The sequence below is a fragment of the Halobacillus karajensis genome (assembly GCF_900108515.1).
In the GTDB taxonomy this organism is placed as follows: Bacteria; Bacillota; Bacilli; order Bacillales; family Halobacillaceae; genus Halobacillus; species Halobacillus karajensis.
The window spans coordinates 75,836-93,458 of sequence record NZ_FNWW01000008.1; the positions used below are offsets into that span (position 1 = coordinate 75,836).

13 protein-coding genes and 1 pseudogene are annotated in these 17,623 nt (G+C 39.8%); 12 read left to right on the forward strand and 2 right to left on the reverse strand.

Annotation, left to right across the window (positions count from 1 at the left end; genetic code table 11):
• Nucleotides 1–26 precede the first annotated feature (26 nt).
• The 9 genes from BLW54_RS15845 (at nucleotide 27) to BLW54_RS15885 (ending at nucleotide 11,870) form a co-directional block, all read left to right on the forward strand.
• The gene (locus tag BLW54_RS15845) at nucleotides 27–1,424 is read left to right on the forward strand and encodes a glycosyltransferase family 2 protein (RefSeq protein WP_074735775.1); all 1,398 of its coding nucleotides are present in this window, start codon (nucleotides 27–29) and stop codon (nucleotides 1,422–1,424) included.
• A gap of 59 nt (nucleotides 1,425–1,483) precedes the next feature.
• The gene (locus BLW54_RS15850) at nucleotides 1,484–3,010 is read left to right on the forward strand and encodes a DUF1510 family protein (protein WP_074735778.1); all 1,527 of its coding nucleotides are present in this window, start codon (nucleotides 1,484–1,486) and stop codon (nucleotides 3,008–3,010) included.
• Nucleotides 3,011–3,333: 323 nt separating this feature from the next.
• Nucleotides 3,334–4,701: a sodium/glutamate symporter gene (locus BLW54_RS15855; protein ID WP_074735780.1), complete on the forward strand. Its 1,368-nt coding sequence runs from the start codon at nucleotides 3,334–3,336 to the stop codon at nucleotides 4,699–4,701.
• A 20-nt stretch (nucleotides 4,702–4,721) separates the two neighbouring features.
• Nucleotides 4,722–5,432 (forward strand): FadR/GntR family transcriptional regulator, encoded by a 711-nt coding sequence (locus tag BLW54_RS15860; protein ID WP_074735782.1) that lies wholly within the window; start codon nucleotides 4,722–4,724, stop codon nucleotides 5,430–5,432.
• A 20-nt stretch (nucleotides 5,433–5,452) separates the two neighbouring features.
• Nucleotides 5,453–6,352 (forward strand): alpha/beta hydrolase, encoded by a 900-nt coding sequence (locus tag BLW54_RS15865; protein ID WP_035508090.1) that lies wholly within the window; start codon nucleotides 5,453–5,455, stop codon nucleotides 6,350–6,352.
• A complete protein-coding gene (locus tag BLW54_RS15870) occupies nucleotides 6,336–7,235 on the forward strand; it encodes a DUF6282 family protein (protein WP_074735784.1) in 900 nt (299 codons plus the stop codon). The genes BLW54_RS15865 and BLW54_RS15870 overlap by 17 nt, the downstream gene beginning before the upstream one ends.
• 42 nt (nucleotides 7,236–7,277) lie before the next feature.
• Entirely contained in the window at nucleotides 7,278–8,669 is a 1,392-nt protein-coding gene (locus BLW54_RS15875; RefSeq protein WP_208598927.1) for an FAD-binding oxidoreductase, read from the forward strand.
• Entirely contained in the window at nucleotides 8,662–9,960 is a 1,299-nt protein-coding gene (locus BLW54_RS15880) for a (Fe-S)-binding protein (RefSeq protein WP_074735786.1), read from the forward strand. The genes BLW54_RS15875 and BLW54_RS15880 overlap by 8 nt, the downstream gene beginning before the upstream one ends.
• A 32-nt stretch (nucleotides 9,961–9,992) precedes the next feature.
• Entirely contained in the window at nucleotides 9,993–11,870 is a 1,878-nt protein-coding gene (locus tag BLW54_RS15885; protein ID WP_244153532.1) for a nitrilase-related carbon-nitrogen hydrolase, read from the forward strand.
• Nucleotides 11,871–12,119: 249 nt separating this feature from the next.
• Here the strand turns inward: BLW54_RS15885 and BLW54_RS15890 are convergent, their stop codons facing one another.
• Complete coding sequence (locus tag BLW54_RS15890; protein WP_074735787.1) at nucleotides 12,120–13,190, reverse strand: N-acetylmuramoyl-L-alanine amidase family protein; 1,071 nt, start codon at nucleotides 13,188–13,190, stop codon at nucleotides 12,120–12,122.
• 1,202 nt (nucleotides 13,191–14,392) lie between these two features.
• Between BLW54_RS15890 and BLW54_RS15895 the strand changes: the two genes are divergently transcribed.
• A complete protein-coding gene (locus BLW54_RS15895) occupies nucleotides 14,393–15,151 on the forward strand; it encodes a helix-turn-helix transcriptional regulator (RefSeq protein WP_074735788.1) in 759 nt (252 codons plus the stop codon).
• 121 nt (nucleotides 15,152–15,272) lie between these two features.
• Here the strand turns inward: BLW54_RS15895 and BLW54_RS15900 are convergent.
• A pseudogene (locus BLW54_RS15900) lies at nucleotides 15,273–15,513 on the reverse strand (tautomerase family protein); the annotation flags it as partial.
• A 272-nt stretch (nucleotides 15,514–15,785) separates the two neighbouring features.
• Between BLW54_RS15900 and BLW54_RS15905 the strand changes: the two are divergent.
• Both BLW54_RS15905 and iolB read left to right on the forward strand, forming a co-directional pair.
• On the forward strand, nucleotides 15,786–16,538 hold the full coding sequence (locus tag BLW54_RS15905) for a DeoR/GlpR family DNA-binding transcription regulator (RefSeq protein ID WP_035508105.1): 753 nt from the start codon (nucleotides 15,786–15,788) through the stop codon (nucleotides 16,536–16,538).
• A 228-nt stretch (nucleotides 16,539–16,766) separates the two neighbouring features.
• Entirely contained in the window at nucleotides 16,767–17,585 is an 819-nt protein-coding gene (gene iolB / locus BLW54_RS15910; protein ID WP_074735789.1) for a 5-deoxy-glucuronate isomerase, read from the forward strand.
• Nucleotides 17,586–17,623: the final 38 nt, after the last annotated feature.

A 17,623-nucleotide genomic window follows, 5' to 3' on the forward strand; every position in this document is an offset into this window, starting at 1 on the left:
TTGTTACTTATTAAAGGAGTGTTCTTTTGGAAATATTAATCATGGTTTTTTTCATATTAAGTGTTACGTTTCCGGTGTTGCATTTATACCATTCTTTACCTTGGTTCCGTGAACCTAATGAAAGGTCTAATAACCGGGAGGCTGAACTGAAAAAGTGGATGATGGATCATGAGCAGGAAGATGAAAAGGGGATAAGTATTTTAGTTCCTTGTTTTAATGAAACGGGGATTTTAGAAACGTCAATAGAGAATATGAAATCGTTACCTTATTCTCAACTAGAGGTGCTCTATATCAATGATGGTTCAACAGATGATACATTGAGGTATTTAGATGAAATGCTGCAGCTGAAACCATGTAAACTGTCTACGGACGGGCAACTGTCTTATGAGCAGGTCAAAGAAACTTATCAATCTGAGCTTTACCCTAACATTTATGTTATAGATAAGGAAAATGGAGGAAAAGCCGATGCCTTAAATGCTGGTGTCGACTATTCCAGGAATGAAATTACGATCACATTAGATGCAGACACTATTTTGGAAGATATGGCATTACCTGCGGTCAACGACACTTTTAATGATGATGATGTGGTAGCTGCAGGGGGCATGGTTCATGTGTTGCAAGCAAAGTCCAAACATTCTTCGAATCGGTTGTCTTTACGTAAGACAAACATGTTGCTGCGCGTTCAAGTTCTGGATTTCCTAAAAGCCTTCTATATCTCAAAATTGTCACTGGTCCGCTTTAAAGGCTTGGCGGTGATCTCAGGTGCATTCGGTATTTTCAGAAAACAAGTGCTTCAGGATGTAGGGGGGTATCGAAAGACAATCGGAGAAGATATTGATATTACTCTGCGTATTCATGAATTTATAGCGAAACATAAAAATTTCAAAATCTGCTTTATCTCCGATGCTGTCGGTTATACTGAATTGCCTGAAACATGGAAGGACTTAACGAAGCAGCGTTTACGCTGGCAGAAGGCCTATATTGATTGTATTATTCATTTTCGATCCTTCTTTGGGAAGACGATATTTTCAAAAGCCGTCTCCTTTTTTTATGTATTTGAGGCATTCTTAATAGGTACCCTTGCTTCCTATATCATGACCGTAATCGTTATCGTAAATATGATAAATTCACCTCAAGATTTATTTTTGAGTTATGTGTTTTTCTATATGTTCTGGATATTTCTATTCGGGGTGATCTATGATGTGGTAGCGATTAAGCAAGGGAAGCATTACGGGTTTACATTTAACCGGAAAGATGGATTCCGTCTATTTTCTGTCGTCATTTTTGATATTTTCGTTTATCGATTTGTCACTATGTATTTTGTCATGTACGGGAGTATTTCCTATTTCTTCAACAAAAAATGGAACAAAGTTTCTCGGACAGGGCGGAAATATCATCATAAGGACAGTAAAAATGCGGCTTAAGCAAGGGAACACACCAACTACAAAGACAGGTTATAGGCTTGATAGTGGAGGACTGGTTAATGGGTAAAAAAGTTGTGCTTTTTATTTTAACCGCTTGTACAGTGTTAATTTTAGGGATCATCAGTTATGTCTTTCAGTTTACTACTACGACCACCTCGAATATTGTTAAAGAGATCGACAGAAATGGGAAATTCGGAGATCGACAGGAAGAAATCAGCCTTATGGATGGGGATCCGGTATCTGTGTTAGTCATGGGGATGGATACGCGAGCAGGAAAACAAGGTGGACAGACGGATACATTAGTACTATTGACCATTAACCCTGACTCCAAGTCCGTTAAAATGGTTAGTATTCCTCGCGATACGTATACAAAGATTGAAGGAGGAATAGACAAAATCAATAGTGCTTATGGGATTGGAAATGTAGAGATGACCATGAATTCTGTTGAAAATCTTTTAAATGTTCCGGTTGATTATTATATAGAAATAGATATGAAAGGCTTCACAGGGATTGTTGATTCTCTAGGTGGAGTGGAAGTAAACAATGATTTTGAGTTTCGCACGGATCATTCAGATTTCACGGATGAAAATGTCCACTTTCCTAAAGGGAAACTTACGTTGGATGGGAAAGAAGCTTTATTGTATGCTCGAATGAGGAAGCTGGATCCAAGAGGAGACTTTGGTCGGCAAAAACGCCAGCGGCAAGTCATAGAATCTATATTGCATAAAGGATCCAATCTATCTTCTGTTACAAAATTTGGCGAAATAGCTCAAGTGGTTGGAAAAAATGTAAACACAAACTTCAATCTTTTTGAACTTTGGATGCTTCAATCAAATTATAAAGAAGCGCAAGAAAATATAACCAGTTATGAAATCGCCGGAGAAGATAAAACGATAAAGGGAACGTACTATTATATGCCCGATAAGAAAGAACTCGATAGAATTTCTACGGCCATGAAAAATCATTTAGAGATGAATGATCAGGATCCATATGCTGGAGAAGAAAAGAAACAAGATTCTGAGTCAAGAGAATCCAAAGAAGGAACATCAGAAGAAGCGGAAGAAATGGATGGAGAAGAATCCCGTAACGATCAAGAAGAATCGAATGAAGATAAAGAAAAAGAAGAGACAGATTCAATAAAGGGAGAAAACTCGAAGGGAGCGGAAGAAAGAAATACAGAGGGTTCTCAGGAAAAGCATGATCCACCCAATGAACAAAAGGAAACGGAAACCTTTGATTCAGAGGAAAAACCCGTTGAGAATAGCGGGGATCCGAATGTCGCTCAGGTCATTACCAAAAATTGGTCCCCAGTACCTACAAGCCAGGAGAACTATTCAGGAGTAAGTTTTGAAAAAGGTTCTCTCGATTGGGAAGAAATGACTGCAGCTATTTCAAAAGGGGCAGGATTACAGAAAAATGATATGATTGTATGGTGGGTAAGCGGGGAAGGTTTAAAGAAAGTGATTGGTACAGTGACTGATAAAGCACAAACCAATAACTATCGTGTTTATGTTTCATGGGTAGATGGTGCAGGATACAAACCGACCAAAGTAGAAGTCCTTCATGAGAATGATCAGAAACGGTAAGGTACAGACTTAGATAAGGTAGTTTTTACAAGGGATAGTCTGGGAATTTATTCCTGCCTTTTGGAGAAGAATGCCCTCTCCTGGTCATTACCCCTATTCGCTTGTGTGCTCTAAATTTAATAGTACTGGAATTTCAATAAAAAACTTCTCCATAGTCCAAAGAACTATGGAGAAGTTTTTTATTGGATAGGTTGCTTGAAGAGGGACTAAAAACGGATTTTTTTGAAATTTAACAATATTTAATCTTTACACGATCGATTATCATGTTGTATAGTTATCATACAAATCATGATAACGCTTTCTTTTTCGAGTGTTAAGGAGGTATGAAATTGTCTGCATGGGATTTAGCCATTGATGTAGGACTTATTTCGGTTTTATTGTTATTTGGTGTCGTATTACGGGCAAAGGTGAAAATGGTCCAAAAATTATTTATCCCCGCTAGTATCATTGCTGGAATTGCAGGATTGATCTTAGGGCCGAATGGATTTGATTTGCTCCCTTTTTCCGAGTTGGTTAGTGCCTATCCAACTGTCCTGATTGCCGTGATTTTTGGAGCAATACCGATAGGAGCGGCAAAGGTGAACTGGAAACAAACTTTTGGACGAGTAAGAAACATGTGGGTGTACTCGATGCTTCTTACGATGCTTATGTGGGGTGGGGGAGCTGCGATTGCCTACATACTTTTAGCGAATATTTGGGATATCCCTACTGGGTTTGGCTTAATTCTTGGTGCAGGATTCCTCGGAGGACATGGGACAGCTGCGGCTGTAGGTGAAGCTTTCAGCGGTCTAGGCTGGGAAGAAGCCACAGCACTCGGCTACACATCCGCTACCATTGGTTTGATTTGTGCTATTCTTGGCGGTCTGCTGCTCATTAAGGTGAACGCACGCAAAAACCAAACGAATTTTATTTCAGATTTTGGAGAATTACCGAATGAATTACGAACAGGTCTAGTCCCTTATAAACTTCGTAAGTCATCAGGTAGTGATACCGTTTCGAGCAATACGGTAGATCCTTTATTTTTTCACATTGCTATCCTCGCTGTAGTCGTCATGATCAGTTATTTTTTACAAACAGGGGTGGAAGCATTATTTCCGCAAATCAGCATCCCGTTGTTAAGCCTTTCATTTGTTGTCGGGTTATTAGTGCAATTGACATTAAATGCTACTAAGGCAAACGATTATGTGGACAAAAGGGTGATTGACCGCTTGAGCGGAACCGCCACGGATTTAATTGTCGCCTTTGGGATTACCTCTATTAATCTTGCTGTTGTAGCTGCTTACGCCTGGCCTCTTATAGCCCTATTTCTTTTTGGTGTCATATGGGCGTACTGTATTTTCCATTTTATTGCACCACGTGTCTTCCATCGCCATTGGTTTGAAAATGCTATTTTTGGCTGGGGATGGAGTACAGGAACAGTCGCAATGGGGATTGCTTTGTTGCGAATTGTAGATCCAAAAACCAAAAGTACAACCTTAGACGACTATGCTTTAGGATATGTAGGAATGGTGCCTGTCGAAATTCTGATCATTACTTTCGGTCCAATAATGATGATGGCAGGGGCTGGAGGCCTATTCTCCCTGATTTTATTAGGAGCAAGTGCCATACTGATAATCATTGCTGCGAAGTCAGGTTGGCTGAATTCTGTTCAGAAGGCCAACAATTTCAGGAGTGATTCTAATGTCTCGTAAGGAGAGAGGGATAAACTTATATGAAAATAGAACGAAAAAAAGTGTCCATGCAAGTATTTGATCGTATCAAAGAATACATCCATGAAGAGAAAATGAAACCTGGTGATCGATTGCCTACAGAAAAGCAGCTTTCAGAGATGTTTGGTGTCAGTCGTACGCCAGTCCGAGAAGCCCTGAGTGTGCTGGAGGCGAGCGGGCTAACTGTTTCCAAACAAGGAGGCGGAAGTATTGTACAAGAGACTTCTTTGACAAATTTAATAGAAGAAACACAATTCGAATTTGTAGATTCAAAGGAAGTATTGAACCTTCTGGAGACCCGTATCATTCTTGAAACAGAAGCTGCCCGATTGGCTGCCGAACGTGGAACCCCTGATGATAAATCACAAATTAAGCGAAATTTGGAAGAGATTCGCAAGGCTCAGGATGATAACAGGGTAGGGTATAAAGAGGATATTGCCTTTCACAACGCTATTGCAAAAGCTTCTCAAAATCCAATACTCGTGCATAGCGTTGAAAATCTAACCACTCTGTATGAGAAAGCTATCCGTTTTTCGCTGAAGAAGAATATGGGAGTCTCAGAAAAGCGTGCTCAGGTGCTTAGTGAGCACGAACGGATCTATACGGCTATCCGAATGGGGAATGGAGACCAAGCCAAAGATGAAATGGATCAACATTTAAGGAATGCATGTAAAAAATTCAAACATTCATTTGATCAAGCATTAAATTCTTAATATAAAGGGAGAGACAACAAATGATCGAAAAATCGATTCAATTTTATAGTGAAGGTTATAAGCTAAAGGGCGTATTGTATTTTCCGGATGATTATGAGAGTGAAAAAAAGTATCCAGCTATTATTGCGAACTCTGGGTATCAAGGAGTAAATGAATTTTATCCAAGAATGTTTGCCCAAGCTCTTACGCAAAAAGGATATGTTTGTTTCGGTTTCGATTATCGCGGTTTTGCTGATAGCGAAGGGGATCCTGCTCGTGTCATTCTAGAAGAACAGGTAGCGGATATTCGTAATGCATTGACTTTCTTACGTACACAAAGTGAAGTCGATCATGAACGAATTGGTCTCATTGGATGGGGAATGGGCGGATCTAATGTGGTCCGTGTAGCGGAGAAAGAGGATGTTCCAGCTGTTGCTGCTTTAAACGGGTTTTATAATGGGGAACGTTGGTTGAAAACCATCCATTCCTATGAAGATTGGTTGAGAGTGTTAGAAGTGGTGTATGAAGATCGAATACGACGTGTGACCACTGGAGAATCCAAGCCGGCAGACCCGTTTTTACATTATCCTTTAGATGCTCCTACACGTGATTATGTAGAAAAAGAATTGGCTTCTAAGAAAGGGTTTGGAGGGAAGACCCGTATTCAATTTACGGACTCGATTCTTGAATTAGATACGGAGAGGGCCGCTAAAAATTTAGGCGACACCTCACTGTTTGTAGCTCATGGAAAAAATAATGTCCTCCACCCGGTGGAAGAATCTCTTTCTTTATATAATAGTGCGACATGTTCAAAGGTTTATTACGAGATAAACGGTATGCATAACGATTTCATGTACAGTGATCACCCTGAATTCCAGGCATTAGTGGAAGAACTCTATCTGTTTTTTGAAGAGGTACTTAGTTATGAATTATCTAAGTGAAGCACAAAGCCTCTATCATCCATTACTCAAGGGAGCTTATGAACTTCATGTTCATAGCTCTCCTAGTGCTTTTCCAAGGAAACAGACGGATTGGGAACTCGTTGAGGAAGCAAAGGAAGCTGGCATGAAAGGGCTAGTGATTAAAGCTCATGAGGGGGCTACCTATGATCGAGCTGCCCTTATTCGTCAGCAAATGCCCGATATGAACGTGTATGGAGGTTTAGTTTGTAATCTTTTTACCGGGGGATTGTCTTCTCATTCTGTAGATATGGCTTTACGCATGGGAGCAAAAGTCATTTGGATGCCTACGATTTCGGCAGAACAGCACGCTAAGTATTTTGCTGAATATCGTCAGGAACGTTTTTTCAACAGTGAAACATCCCTGGATGATTCTAGCTCCAATTTAACCATTTTGAATGAAAAGAACAAAGTAAAAGATGAAGTAAAGAAAATCTTGTATCTCATAGCATCTTATGATGCCATACTTGCTACGGGACATCTTTCCCCCTATGAAGTAGATATTTTGGTAGAAGAAGCACGAGCATTTGGAGTCAAGCGCATTTTAATACAACATGCCGATTTAGGCATTGCTAAGATTCCCATGGATTTGCAGGAAAAATTAGCTGGCCAAGGATGCTACATTGAAAAATGTTATTTAGCTTGTGGGGAAGATTTTAATAATATTACGGTTCCTCAGATGGCCGATTCTATTCAAACGCTGGGGTCTGAGTCTTGTATTCTAGTTACGGACTACGGGCAGCCCCACAATCCACCCCCCGTACAGGGATTAAGTGAATTTGTCACTGAGTTAATAAATGAAGGAATAAGTGAAGAGATGATAAGAGAGATGATAACAACGAACCCTGAATCGTTATTATTTTAGTGAAATGATGATGAAAAGGAGCGCAAATAAGTGAGTAATTGGATGGAAGCTCTAAAAAAAGAAATCCCCGATCATCAAATCATGACTGGGATTGCAGATCGATATAGTTATAGCTTTGATGCTTCCTTCGGTGAACATCTTCCTGACGCAGCTATTCAAGCAAAAAGTAAGCAGGAAGTCGTCCATATCGTGAAAGTAGCCAATCAATTCAATATCCCTATTTATCCTCGTGGACAAGGGACATGTTTAAGCGGCGGTCCCCTGCCAGTCTGCGGTGGAATTGTACTTGATCTTTCACAATGGCCAGAACAAATCGATATGAATGCGGACGATTTGACTGTTCAAGTATCCCCTAGTGTTCTTACTGCTCGGATAAACGAAGAAGCTGAAAAACACGGCCTTATGTATGCACCAGACCCGAGCAGTGCCCATGTAGCGACGATAGGCGGGAATCTTGCTGAAAATTCAGGGGGGCCGCGCGGTCTAAAATACGGGGTGACCAAAGACTTCGTATTAGGTCTTGAACTTGTGACTCCTGAAGGGGAAGTGATTCGCACAGGGGGACAAACGATTAAAAATGTGACAGGGTTTGACCTGACGAAGCTGATCGTAGGTTCTGAGGGTACGCTTGGTGTCATCACGGAAGCGACGTTGAAGCTTGTGCCAAAGCCCCCAGCCGTTCAAACCATAATGGTCGAGTTTAATGATGTACGTACCGCTGGAAAGGCTATATCACGCACATTGACTTCTGGTATACTCCCTTCAAAAATGGAGTTTATGGATCAAGCATGTATCCAAGCAGTCGAAAATTTCAAACCATCTGGCCTTCCTGTTGATGCAGAAGCGATTGTCATCATTGAGTTAGATGGACACCTAGAAACGCTCAATGTGGAAACGATCTTGGTCGAAAATATTATGCTGGAAATCGGAGCCGCAAATGTCAGCATTCCTGCTACAAGCGAAGATGCTGCTAGGATTTGGCATGCGAGAAAGCAGGTATCTCCTGCAATTGCTAAAATCAAGCCGACAAAGGTTTCGGAGGACGCAACTGTGCCGCGAAGTAAAATTCCTGACATGATGGATCGCCTTCATATCATTAAAGAAAAATACCAGGTGGAGGTGGTTGTGTTCGGCCATGCAGGTGACGGCAATCTCCATCCTAACATTTTATGTGATAAGCGTGATCAAGAAGAGATGGCTCGCGTCGAACAAGCGGTTGAAGAAATTTTTCAGGCAGCCATTGACCTTGGCGGAACATTATCTGGCGAGCATGGGATCGGTACAATGAAAGCTCCGTTTATGGAACAGGAGTTGGGGACGGTAGGATTAGAAATGATGAAGCGGATAAAGGATAGCTGGGACCCGAAAGGAATTATGAATCCGGGAAAAATATTCCCTGAAAAAGGTCAAAAGCTGGTGTTGCGAAATGGGTGAACTTCAAACCTTACAACAGAAAATCAACTATGATAAGACCTTTGACTGTGTCCAATGTGGTTATTGTCTACCCGCCTGTCCAACATATGAAACGTTGGAGAAAGAGACTCATTCACCAAGAGGGCGCATCAATTTGGTCAAAATGGTGGCAGAAGGGAAAGCATCGGTAGAGGATTTGGAAAAACCTATGGAAAAGTGTCTGGGGTGTATGGCCTGCACAACTGTTTGTCCAACCAATGTCCAATATGGACAAATATTAGAAGGTGCAAAAGAAGTCATCGAAGACCATCGAGTAAAATCGGCATCCCGAAATAGAATAGAAGATTTTCTTTTCGGTTCCTTTTTCCCTTCCGAAAAATGGATGAACACCCTTGGAAATTTAACCTGGTTTTATCAAAGGACGGGAATCCAGGCCTTGGCCAATATCTCGCGTCTGACAAAATTAGCCCCACTCCATTTGGATAAATTTGAAAAAGTGATTCCGAAGCAGCCTTCTCCAAAAGAACGGGCTCAACGCATGAAACGTTATATACGGAAAAGGCCAGCGCAAGCAAAGGTAGCCTTCTTTACGGGGTGTGTGATGGATGGTGTATTCTTCCAAACCAATCAGAATACGCTGGAATTACTGTTGCGGTTCGGTTTTGAAGTTGTGATTCCTGAACAGCAAACCTGTTGTGGTGCGCTGCATGCACATTCCGGGAAAGTGAATGATTCTATCGATCTTGCTAAACGGAACATTGTAGCTTTTGAGGAAGAAGAGGTCGATTATATTGTCAACAATGCAGGGGGATGCGGTGCCCGTATGGTCGAGTATCATCATTTGTTTAAAGAGGGAACTTCCTGGCATAAGCGAGCTAAACAATTTGTCTCCAAAATCAGAGATATTTCGGAAGTTCTTGTCGAGGCTGACGGCATGTTTTTCAATAAATCTGTTGATAAAACAGTAACCTATCAACCCTCCTGCCATATGACTAACGTCCAAAAGGTGAAAACTCCACCGCTTCAATTAATGAAAAAGGTTCCCGGCGTGAAGTTGAAAGAATTAGCCCGCCCTGATTTTTGCTGCGGATCAGCTGGAATCTATAATATTGTGAATTACGAAGACTCTATGGATATATTAGATTTGAAAATGAACGATGTATGCGGAACCGGTTCAGAATCGGTGGTAACTACAAACCCTGGATGTCTATTGCAGATGAAGCTGGGAATAGAACGAGAGGGTGTTTCCCACACCATGAATGCTGTGCATCTCGTTGACCTGCTTTTGGAGGCAGATCCTCAGCAACAATAAGGGTTTCGAATATTATTCTTTGAGGTGATAGGTTGAACTATAGAGGCTTTTTTGTTGTTTTGTTTCTTTTATCCTTGGTTTTACTTCCTTTTCAGACAAATGCGGTTACAACGAAGGTAGTTGAAATAAACGATCAGAAACAAGAAGAAGGGGTCGATCATTCACCGATTAAAGTTGCTTCGATTCAATATAATCCTACATCCAAAAAACCTAATAAAAATATAAAGGAACTGTATAGAGAATTTGAAAAAGCCTTTAAGAATGGGGCCAAATTAGCCGTAGCTCCAGAAATGGCGACCACAGGGTATATGTTTGAAAATCGCGAAGATATCGCCCCTTTTGTTGAGCAGATTCCCGGACCGACGACCAAAATATTCAGGAAGCTGGCCGCTGAATATGACAGTTACATCGTCTTCGGGATGCCCGAGAAAGACGCAGATTCCAATCTCTACTATAATTCGTCTGTGCTTATCGGGCCGGAAGGGTTAGTGGGGAAGTATCGGAAAATGCACCTGTGGGAAACCGATGCCTACTGGGCAGCTAGAGGGGATGCTGAGGTAGAAGTTTACGATACAGAACTTGGGAAAGTGGCAATGAATATATGTATGGATTCTGCTTACTATGAAACAGCGAGGACAGCGGCTGTCAAAGGGGCAGATATCTTAGCCTTTCCTACGAATTCGTCAGCCCAGACTATATCCGCTTTGCCTGCCAGAGCTCAACAAAATGGATTATATATCCTTAGTGCTAATCGATCGAATACAGAAAAAGGCTTTCATATGGTAGGGGCTAGTGCCATTTGGTCGCCCCATGGTGAAAAGTTGGCTGAAGCCCCTTATTCGCCTGATGCAGAAAACGATATAAACGAAACAAAAACCATTTATGGCTACGTGAATCCTGATCATTACCGAAATGAAAATAAAGAGATGTTAGGGGAAAGACGTCCTGAGCTTTATAAAGAATTAAGCCAATTTATTCAACCTTGGGACAGTAGAGCAAGCACAGAATCTCAAAGAGTGAATGCCATGGCCTTGCAGTATTCCCCGATTCTTGGAGATAAAAAGGCAAATCAAAAGAAGGTTCATAGGCTGATAGAAGAGGAGATTTCAAAAGCTAAGGATACTGATTTGATCGTCTTACCTGAGCTTTCTTTTACTGGGCCAGTCACAGGGAAAAGTATAAACACCATTTATTCCCTATCAGAAAGAGATAAAGGAAAAACTTTTAGTTTTATGTCGAAGCTAGCAAAGAAACATAAGGTCAATATCGTTTATGGAGTGATTGAAAGAGAAAATAACCAATTATACAATTCAGCCATATTATTAAATGAAAAAGGTGAATGGAAAGGGAAGTATCGTAAAACTCATCTTGATAATGAAGAAAAACGCTGGGCAACACCCGGGGACAGCCTGCCTGTATTTAATGTAGAAGGTCTCGGTAAAATAGGTCTATTAATAGGGGATGATGTTCGGTTTCCTGAATCATCCGGAGTGTTAAGTAGTAAAAGGGCGGACATGATTGCGGTGCCCGTATCTTGGAGTGGAGAATATAGTGGCTATATGGAAATTAACCCAAATCTCTCGGAAAACCAATACCCGGATAACGCAGTTGTGCTTTGGGATGCTGTGGCGATAGGAGCACAGGCCTATACGATTTTCGCTAATTTTGTTGGATCAGAACAGGGGTTTAAAGGAAGCAGCGGCCTGTATACATTAGACCCATTATACGGTTTGGACCAGCCTGTAACAGGCTCCTCCAAACATGAAGAAGCGGTCACTTTTGAATTGAATACGATACAAGCGGAACATTGGTTTAATCAAGAGAAACTATTGCAGTCAAGGCATCCTCTCTACTATGAACCATTGATTCAAAACCAAAACATCATTCAAAATTCAGCGGAAGCCAAATGAGAATTTCGGTATGTCCCAAAGCAAGCCAGCTATTAAGAAGTAAAATCGCCATGTGACCGAATCACATGGCGATTTTACTTTATTTTCAATGCTTCTTAATGTATGGAATGATTTTCCTTAAATTCTTTAACGTGAGGCCGTTCCGAAGGGGCTTGTTTGTCTTATCTCCATTATATTCTTAGATTGACCATAAAAAGAGCCCTATCAAACCTTATAAGTTGATTAGGTTTGATAGGGGGAATATCACTTTTAATTCGAAAACTGATTGATAACACCCGAGGAAATAGCTTTGGCTACTCTATTTGTATAATCATTGCTTTGTATGGCCCTTAAATCTGAAGAGGTGGAAAGAAAACCTAACTCCAGTAGGACTGAATGTCCTATGTTTTCCCTTAGGACGTGAAAGTTCCCAAATTGTACGCCATCATTTTCCAAGGGAACTTTTTGGGATAGTTGATGTTGGATATTAGTAGCAAGTTCCTTGCCAGAGTCATGATAATAGAAGGAACTCATCCCTTCGGCGTACGGGGTATCGGCAGAATTAAAATGAATACTAATAAAAGCATCGGTGTGGTAAGAGCGAGTGATTTGTACACGATCCTGTAAAGAAAGATACCGGTCCCTTTCACGTGTCATTATCACAGTAGCTCCTGCCTGACGTAGTTCCTGTGCGATACGCTTTGTTGTTTTTAGAGTAGGATGCTTTTCAAACAGACCATTCAGTCCTATAGCACCAGGGTCATATCCCCCATGGCCCGCATCCAAAACAACGTTAACCCCTTTTAATGGTAGGTTAGAAGAAGGGGGTGTAAAGGAATTTGCTACTAACCAACCGGCAATCCACCCTACTTTCTCACCATTCCATCGAACTTTAAACCACTCGCCTTCTTCCGCGATCTTCTCTAATGAGTCTCCAGAAAAACTACTTCCGATAATGTCGTGGTTTTCGCTTGGTCCAGATCTTATGTAGGCACTCTCTACATCTACCATAACTTCCTCTGGAGAAGAAGTTTGAATACCTTGGGTTTTATATAGATATTGGGAAGCTACCCAGCCCTCTTTTCCTGCATGGTTAACATGTGCCCACCCATATCTTATTTCGTTTACTTTGACTACGGTGTTTTCCGAAAGGGAACCAGTAATAGGCGATTGGAAATCAGGCCCACTTCGTATATTTAGAGAGTGTACACCAACGCGATAGCTTTCCTCTTGCTGGGCGGATACATGAATTGATGTGGAGAAAAAGGTACAAGTTGCTAAAAATAGAACGAAAAATGGAATAAACCAACGGCTTCCTACACGATTATTTTCCAAAAACATAAAAACCTCCTCAGTCGCTGCTTCATTGTAATGGTTGATGACAAGTTTTTCAGGGATTGAACGACTTCTTTATTAAATAAGAAAAATCATGACCTTATTTATAATCTTTTAGATTCTGTAGTCGCTTCAGGGCAGGGGTTAAATCGCATCCATTTATCCAATTATCAATATAGATATCAAAACTAATTTGTGGTGCTGAAAAGGAGCGATTATTCGGTTCTTCTTCACCGTAGATACCGTAGGTATGGTAGACAAAAGTGACACCTAATTTTTCTAAGTATTCATCTGTTAATACCCTTTTAATTTCAACTCCTCCTCCTCCTAAAACTCCGTGGTATTTATCATCTGAATCCTCTTCATTATCTATTTGACCTAATGGTTATTCGTTCAAGAGACAAACGGGTTTCTTTCATACATTTCTTGGACATTTCTTAAAAATTTAATCCATGTACTAATCAAAAGAGGTAAACATCCTGGATCGCTTCTCCTATTTGAATTAAAACGGATAAGTATAAGAACTCTAGTGATTCTATAATAAAGAAGGTAAGGATAACGAACTTAACGGCTGTTCCTCATCCATTTGCGATCTCGCTCTTAGAGAATTTGGTTGGCCTTTGGTCCGAAATTCTCCGCTCTCTTTTTCAAAGGGGTCTGTGTTAAAATGTTCACTGATAATTGGGAGACGAATTTTGCGATATAGAACCCTGCCACTAGAAAAGAATAGCGGGAACAAAAATTAGTTGGTGCCATATTTAAGATCGTTTTTAGCATAGAGACAATGGGGTCTGATCAGGAGGATATTTCTAATGCTTGTAAGGCCATGGTTACTCATCTGCTCCATATGTCTACACCACCTTCCAATTATTTTATAGGAGCATAGCTGATAAGGAGGGGAATCTATGTTTAAAAACTCCTATATTTTAAAACTAACATCCTCTAAACTAAGGAAAAATAGTCAATCATAATAAAGGTTTAATATTCGACATCTATGTTGCTTTTTTTACATAAATGGAAAAATTCCACAGATCATACCCCGCTCCGCTGCAACAAAACATAAGACTCAGTCTTAAAGTTACACATATAAATAATTTTTTGCTCTAAATACAAAAAAAACAATATAGATTCCAAGATTTCCTTTAAAAGTGATGTTGGCCTTTGATTTTTTCTGCTAACATCGAGAAAATGAGGTGGTAAAGTCTATTATGGTGAACAATGAAGAGTTATTCCAGAATCTATTTAACAAAGAATTAGGAATTTTAAGAGGGTTAGGGGAGGAAAGTTTTGCTACCTTAGTTCACGAACAAGATCATTTCTTTAATGATTTATTTAATGGGTTATATACTTCAGCAAAGAGAAGATTTGAGTTAATGTTCGATATCATGGTTTTAGAAGAAGATGAAGAGGAACGCCTAAAGGATTTATATAAATATTTTATCTACATAGCTGGAGCATTTACAGATAAGTTCACGATTAAGTTTTCTTTTAGATGGAATATCATAGCTACTTCTACTTCCTTAATGAAAGTCATCGACCGCTGGGAGACGGAAGATGACTATAGGGAAGGGATGGATTTTATAATCCACACGTTTATGAATGCCATAAATTCCAGGGACACAGAACCTTCTCTCCATCCCCATGTCTTGAGGTTCATGACCTATGTGAAGGAAAACATCTATACAAATTTAAACCTTTACACCATTAGTAAAGATTTAAATCTTTCTTGTGGTCACTTATCCCGATTGGTGAACAAAGAACTTAATTCCACCATCCCTTCTTATATAGCCAATAAGAAAATGGAATGCGCTGCGAAACATTTAAGAGATACGGAATTACCGATAAGTGAAATCTCAGAGATGTTAGGGTACACAAGTACAAGTTATTTTACGACATTATTTAAAAATAGATTTGATATCACACCTTCTCATTATCGTATAAAAGCTTTATATGAGTATCGGCTCTAGGGTATAAAGTTGAAAAAGCGGAATTAAAAAAAGCCCTCAAAAGTAATTTGGACCTTTTGAGGGCTTTTTTTATCTAAAATCATCAGGATGGCTCGGAGAAAAGGATTGGTCATCTTTATATTTATAATCGTCCGGTTAGAAATGGAGATTCTCCATTTCTGAAGCTCCAATCTGCATCCCCATTATTCGTTATAGATACCATGAGGTCTTCAGGGGAGATATAGCAACGTTCTTCAAGATAGATGTTAAATTTCGATAAAGCTTTTCTTTTTGTTTTCTGTTCTAGGTCGACTTGTTAAGGAAATTACTATTGCATCCTTGCTCCGCTCAAATCCAAGGCCTGTGTCTTGGATGATCATCTCATGGGCTGGGTGCTAATGGACAATTTGATAACGGTCACTGTCTGGACCTTCGAAAGCTTCTACCATCCCTGCATGTGAAGCGTCTAATAAATCTTGCACTTCTTTTAAATTTATCAAGAATATATCATAAAATTGGAAAAATAAATACGATTTATCAAAAATAACGCAAAAAGTGGTGAAGTTTTGGTTGTATTTTGGTATTATAGAGTAAAAGAATTTATCCCATTATGATATGGATGAACGAAAAACACAAAGGATTGGGGTCATTTGAGATGATAAAAATTAAGCGAATTAATGAGCTGCTTCAGTATGTGCAAAAGATGGAAACAGTCTCACTGGATGATTTAGTCCAAGAATTTAATGTATCTAAAAACACGATTCGGAGGGATGTCCAAGAATTAGTGGACCAAGGGAAACTTAAAAAGGTTTATGGGGGAGTGTCAGCTAATAGATCTTCTACGGTACCTTATCATGATCGGAAGGTGCAAAACCAGGATGGGAAAATTAAGATTGCTGAAATGGCAGCGTCCTATGTAGAGGATGGAGATATTATTTTTCTAGATTCCGGTACAACAACAGTCGAGATGCTGGAATATATAAAGGATAAAAATCTGATAATCGTTACAAATAACCTTGATTTTACACTTGAAGCCACTCCTTACAGCAATCTAAGGATTTATTCAACGGGGGGGATGTATGAGAGGTCTACCAAGTCTTATGCAGGACTGGAAAGTGCAGAAGCGGTGAAAAGTTATAATTTTAGTAAAGCATTTATGGCTTCTACAGGTATTTCTTTAACGAATGGAATAACGAATTCTTCACCACAAGAAACTCAAATTAAAAGCACGGTGGTCGAAAGAAGTGGAGAGGTTTTCCTTTTAGTAGATCATAGTAAGTTCGATCATTACTCATTAACTACTTATTGTGATATGGAAGATATCGATTACCTTGTCACAAATGAAAGGCCAGAAGATAAATACAAACAGTTTGCTGAAAAAAATAATGTAACGTTGATTTTTCCTTAAGCGTTAGGGGTTCAATAAATTTAAGGAGAAATATTCTGAAAACGGTTGACTGAAAACGACATTAATAATATGATTGAATCATAAATTAACAATAAGTTAACCAAAAGTTAACATTATAGGTGTCGTAAAGGGTGTTAATCTCTTATTTCAATCTATTTTAGGATAACTGTTGGGTAATTATTTTTGTAAGCGTTTATCGATAAAATTGGAACTAATGGAGGGATGAAAATGAGCCATTTGCTTAGAAAGCCCCAACATGTGATGAAATCTGAGGGTGTAACCATAGTTCACGACATTACAGGAGAGCAAACCAATTTAGAATATGTAGGGTTTAAAGTAGTGGACTTGGAAAGAGGTTCATTTTATGGTGAACAATTAAATGGTTTGGAGTGCTGTATTGTTGCACTAATCGGTAAAGTGAATATCCAAGAAGGAGAAGAAACCTTTGAGAATCTCGGTACCCGTGAAAGTGTGTTTGAGCAGAAGCCTACGGATAGTGTGTATGTCTCAAATAATCGTAACTTTAATGTGAAAGCGGTTACGGACGCTCGTATCGCTTTATGCTATTCTCCTTCTGAAGAACAGCTTCCCACGAAACTGATTAAAGCTGACTCAGTCGGTGTAGAGCATAGAGGAAAATACAACAATGAACGAAAAGTGCACAATATTCTTCCGGACGATGATCCTACAGCCAACAGTCTTCTCGTGGTTGAGGTTTATACAGAGAGCGGAAACTGGTCATCCTATCCACCGCATAAGCATGACCAAGATCATTTACCTGAAGAATCCTTTTTAGAGGAAACCTATTACCATGAGATGGATCCTCAGCAAGGTTTTGTGTTCCAGCGGGTGTACACGGATGATCGTTCATTAGATGAAACGATGACAGCGGAAAACGGGGATGTTGTTATTGTTCCCAAAGGTTATCATCCAGTAGGAGTGCCTGATGGATATACCTCTTATTATTTAAATGTAATGGCTGGACCTGTCCGGAAATGGAAGTTTAATAATGATAAAGACCACGAATGGATTGTCAATCGTGATTAAGAATCTATAAAAATATGAACCTAAAGAATGTAAAGGTG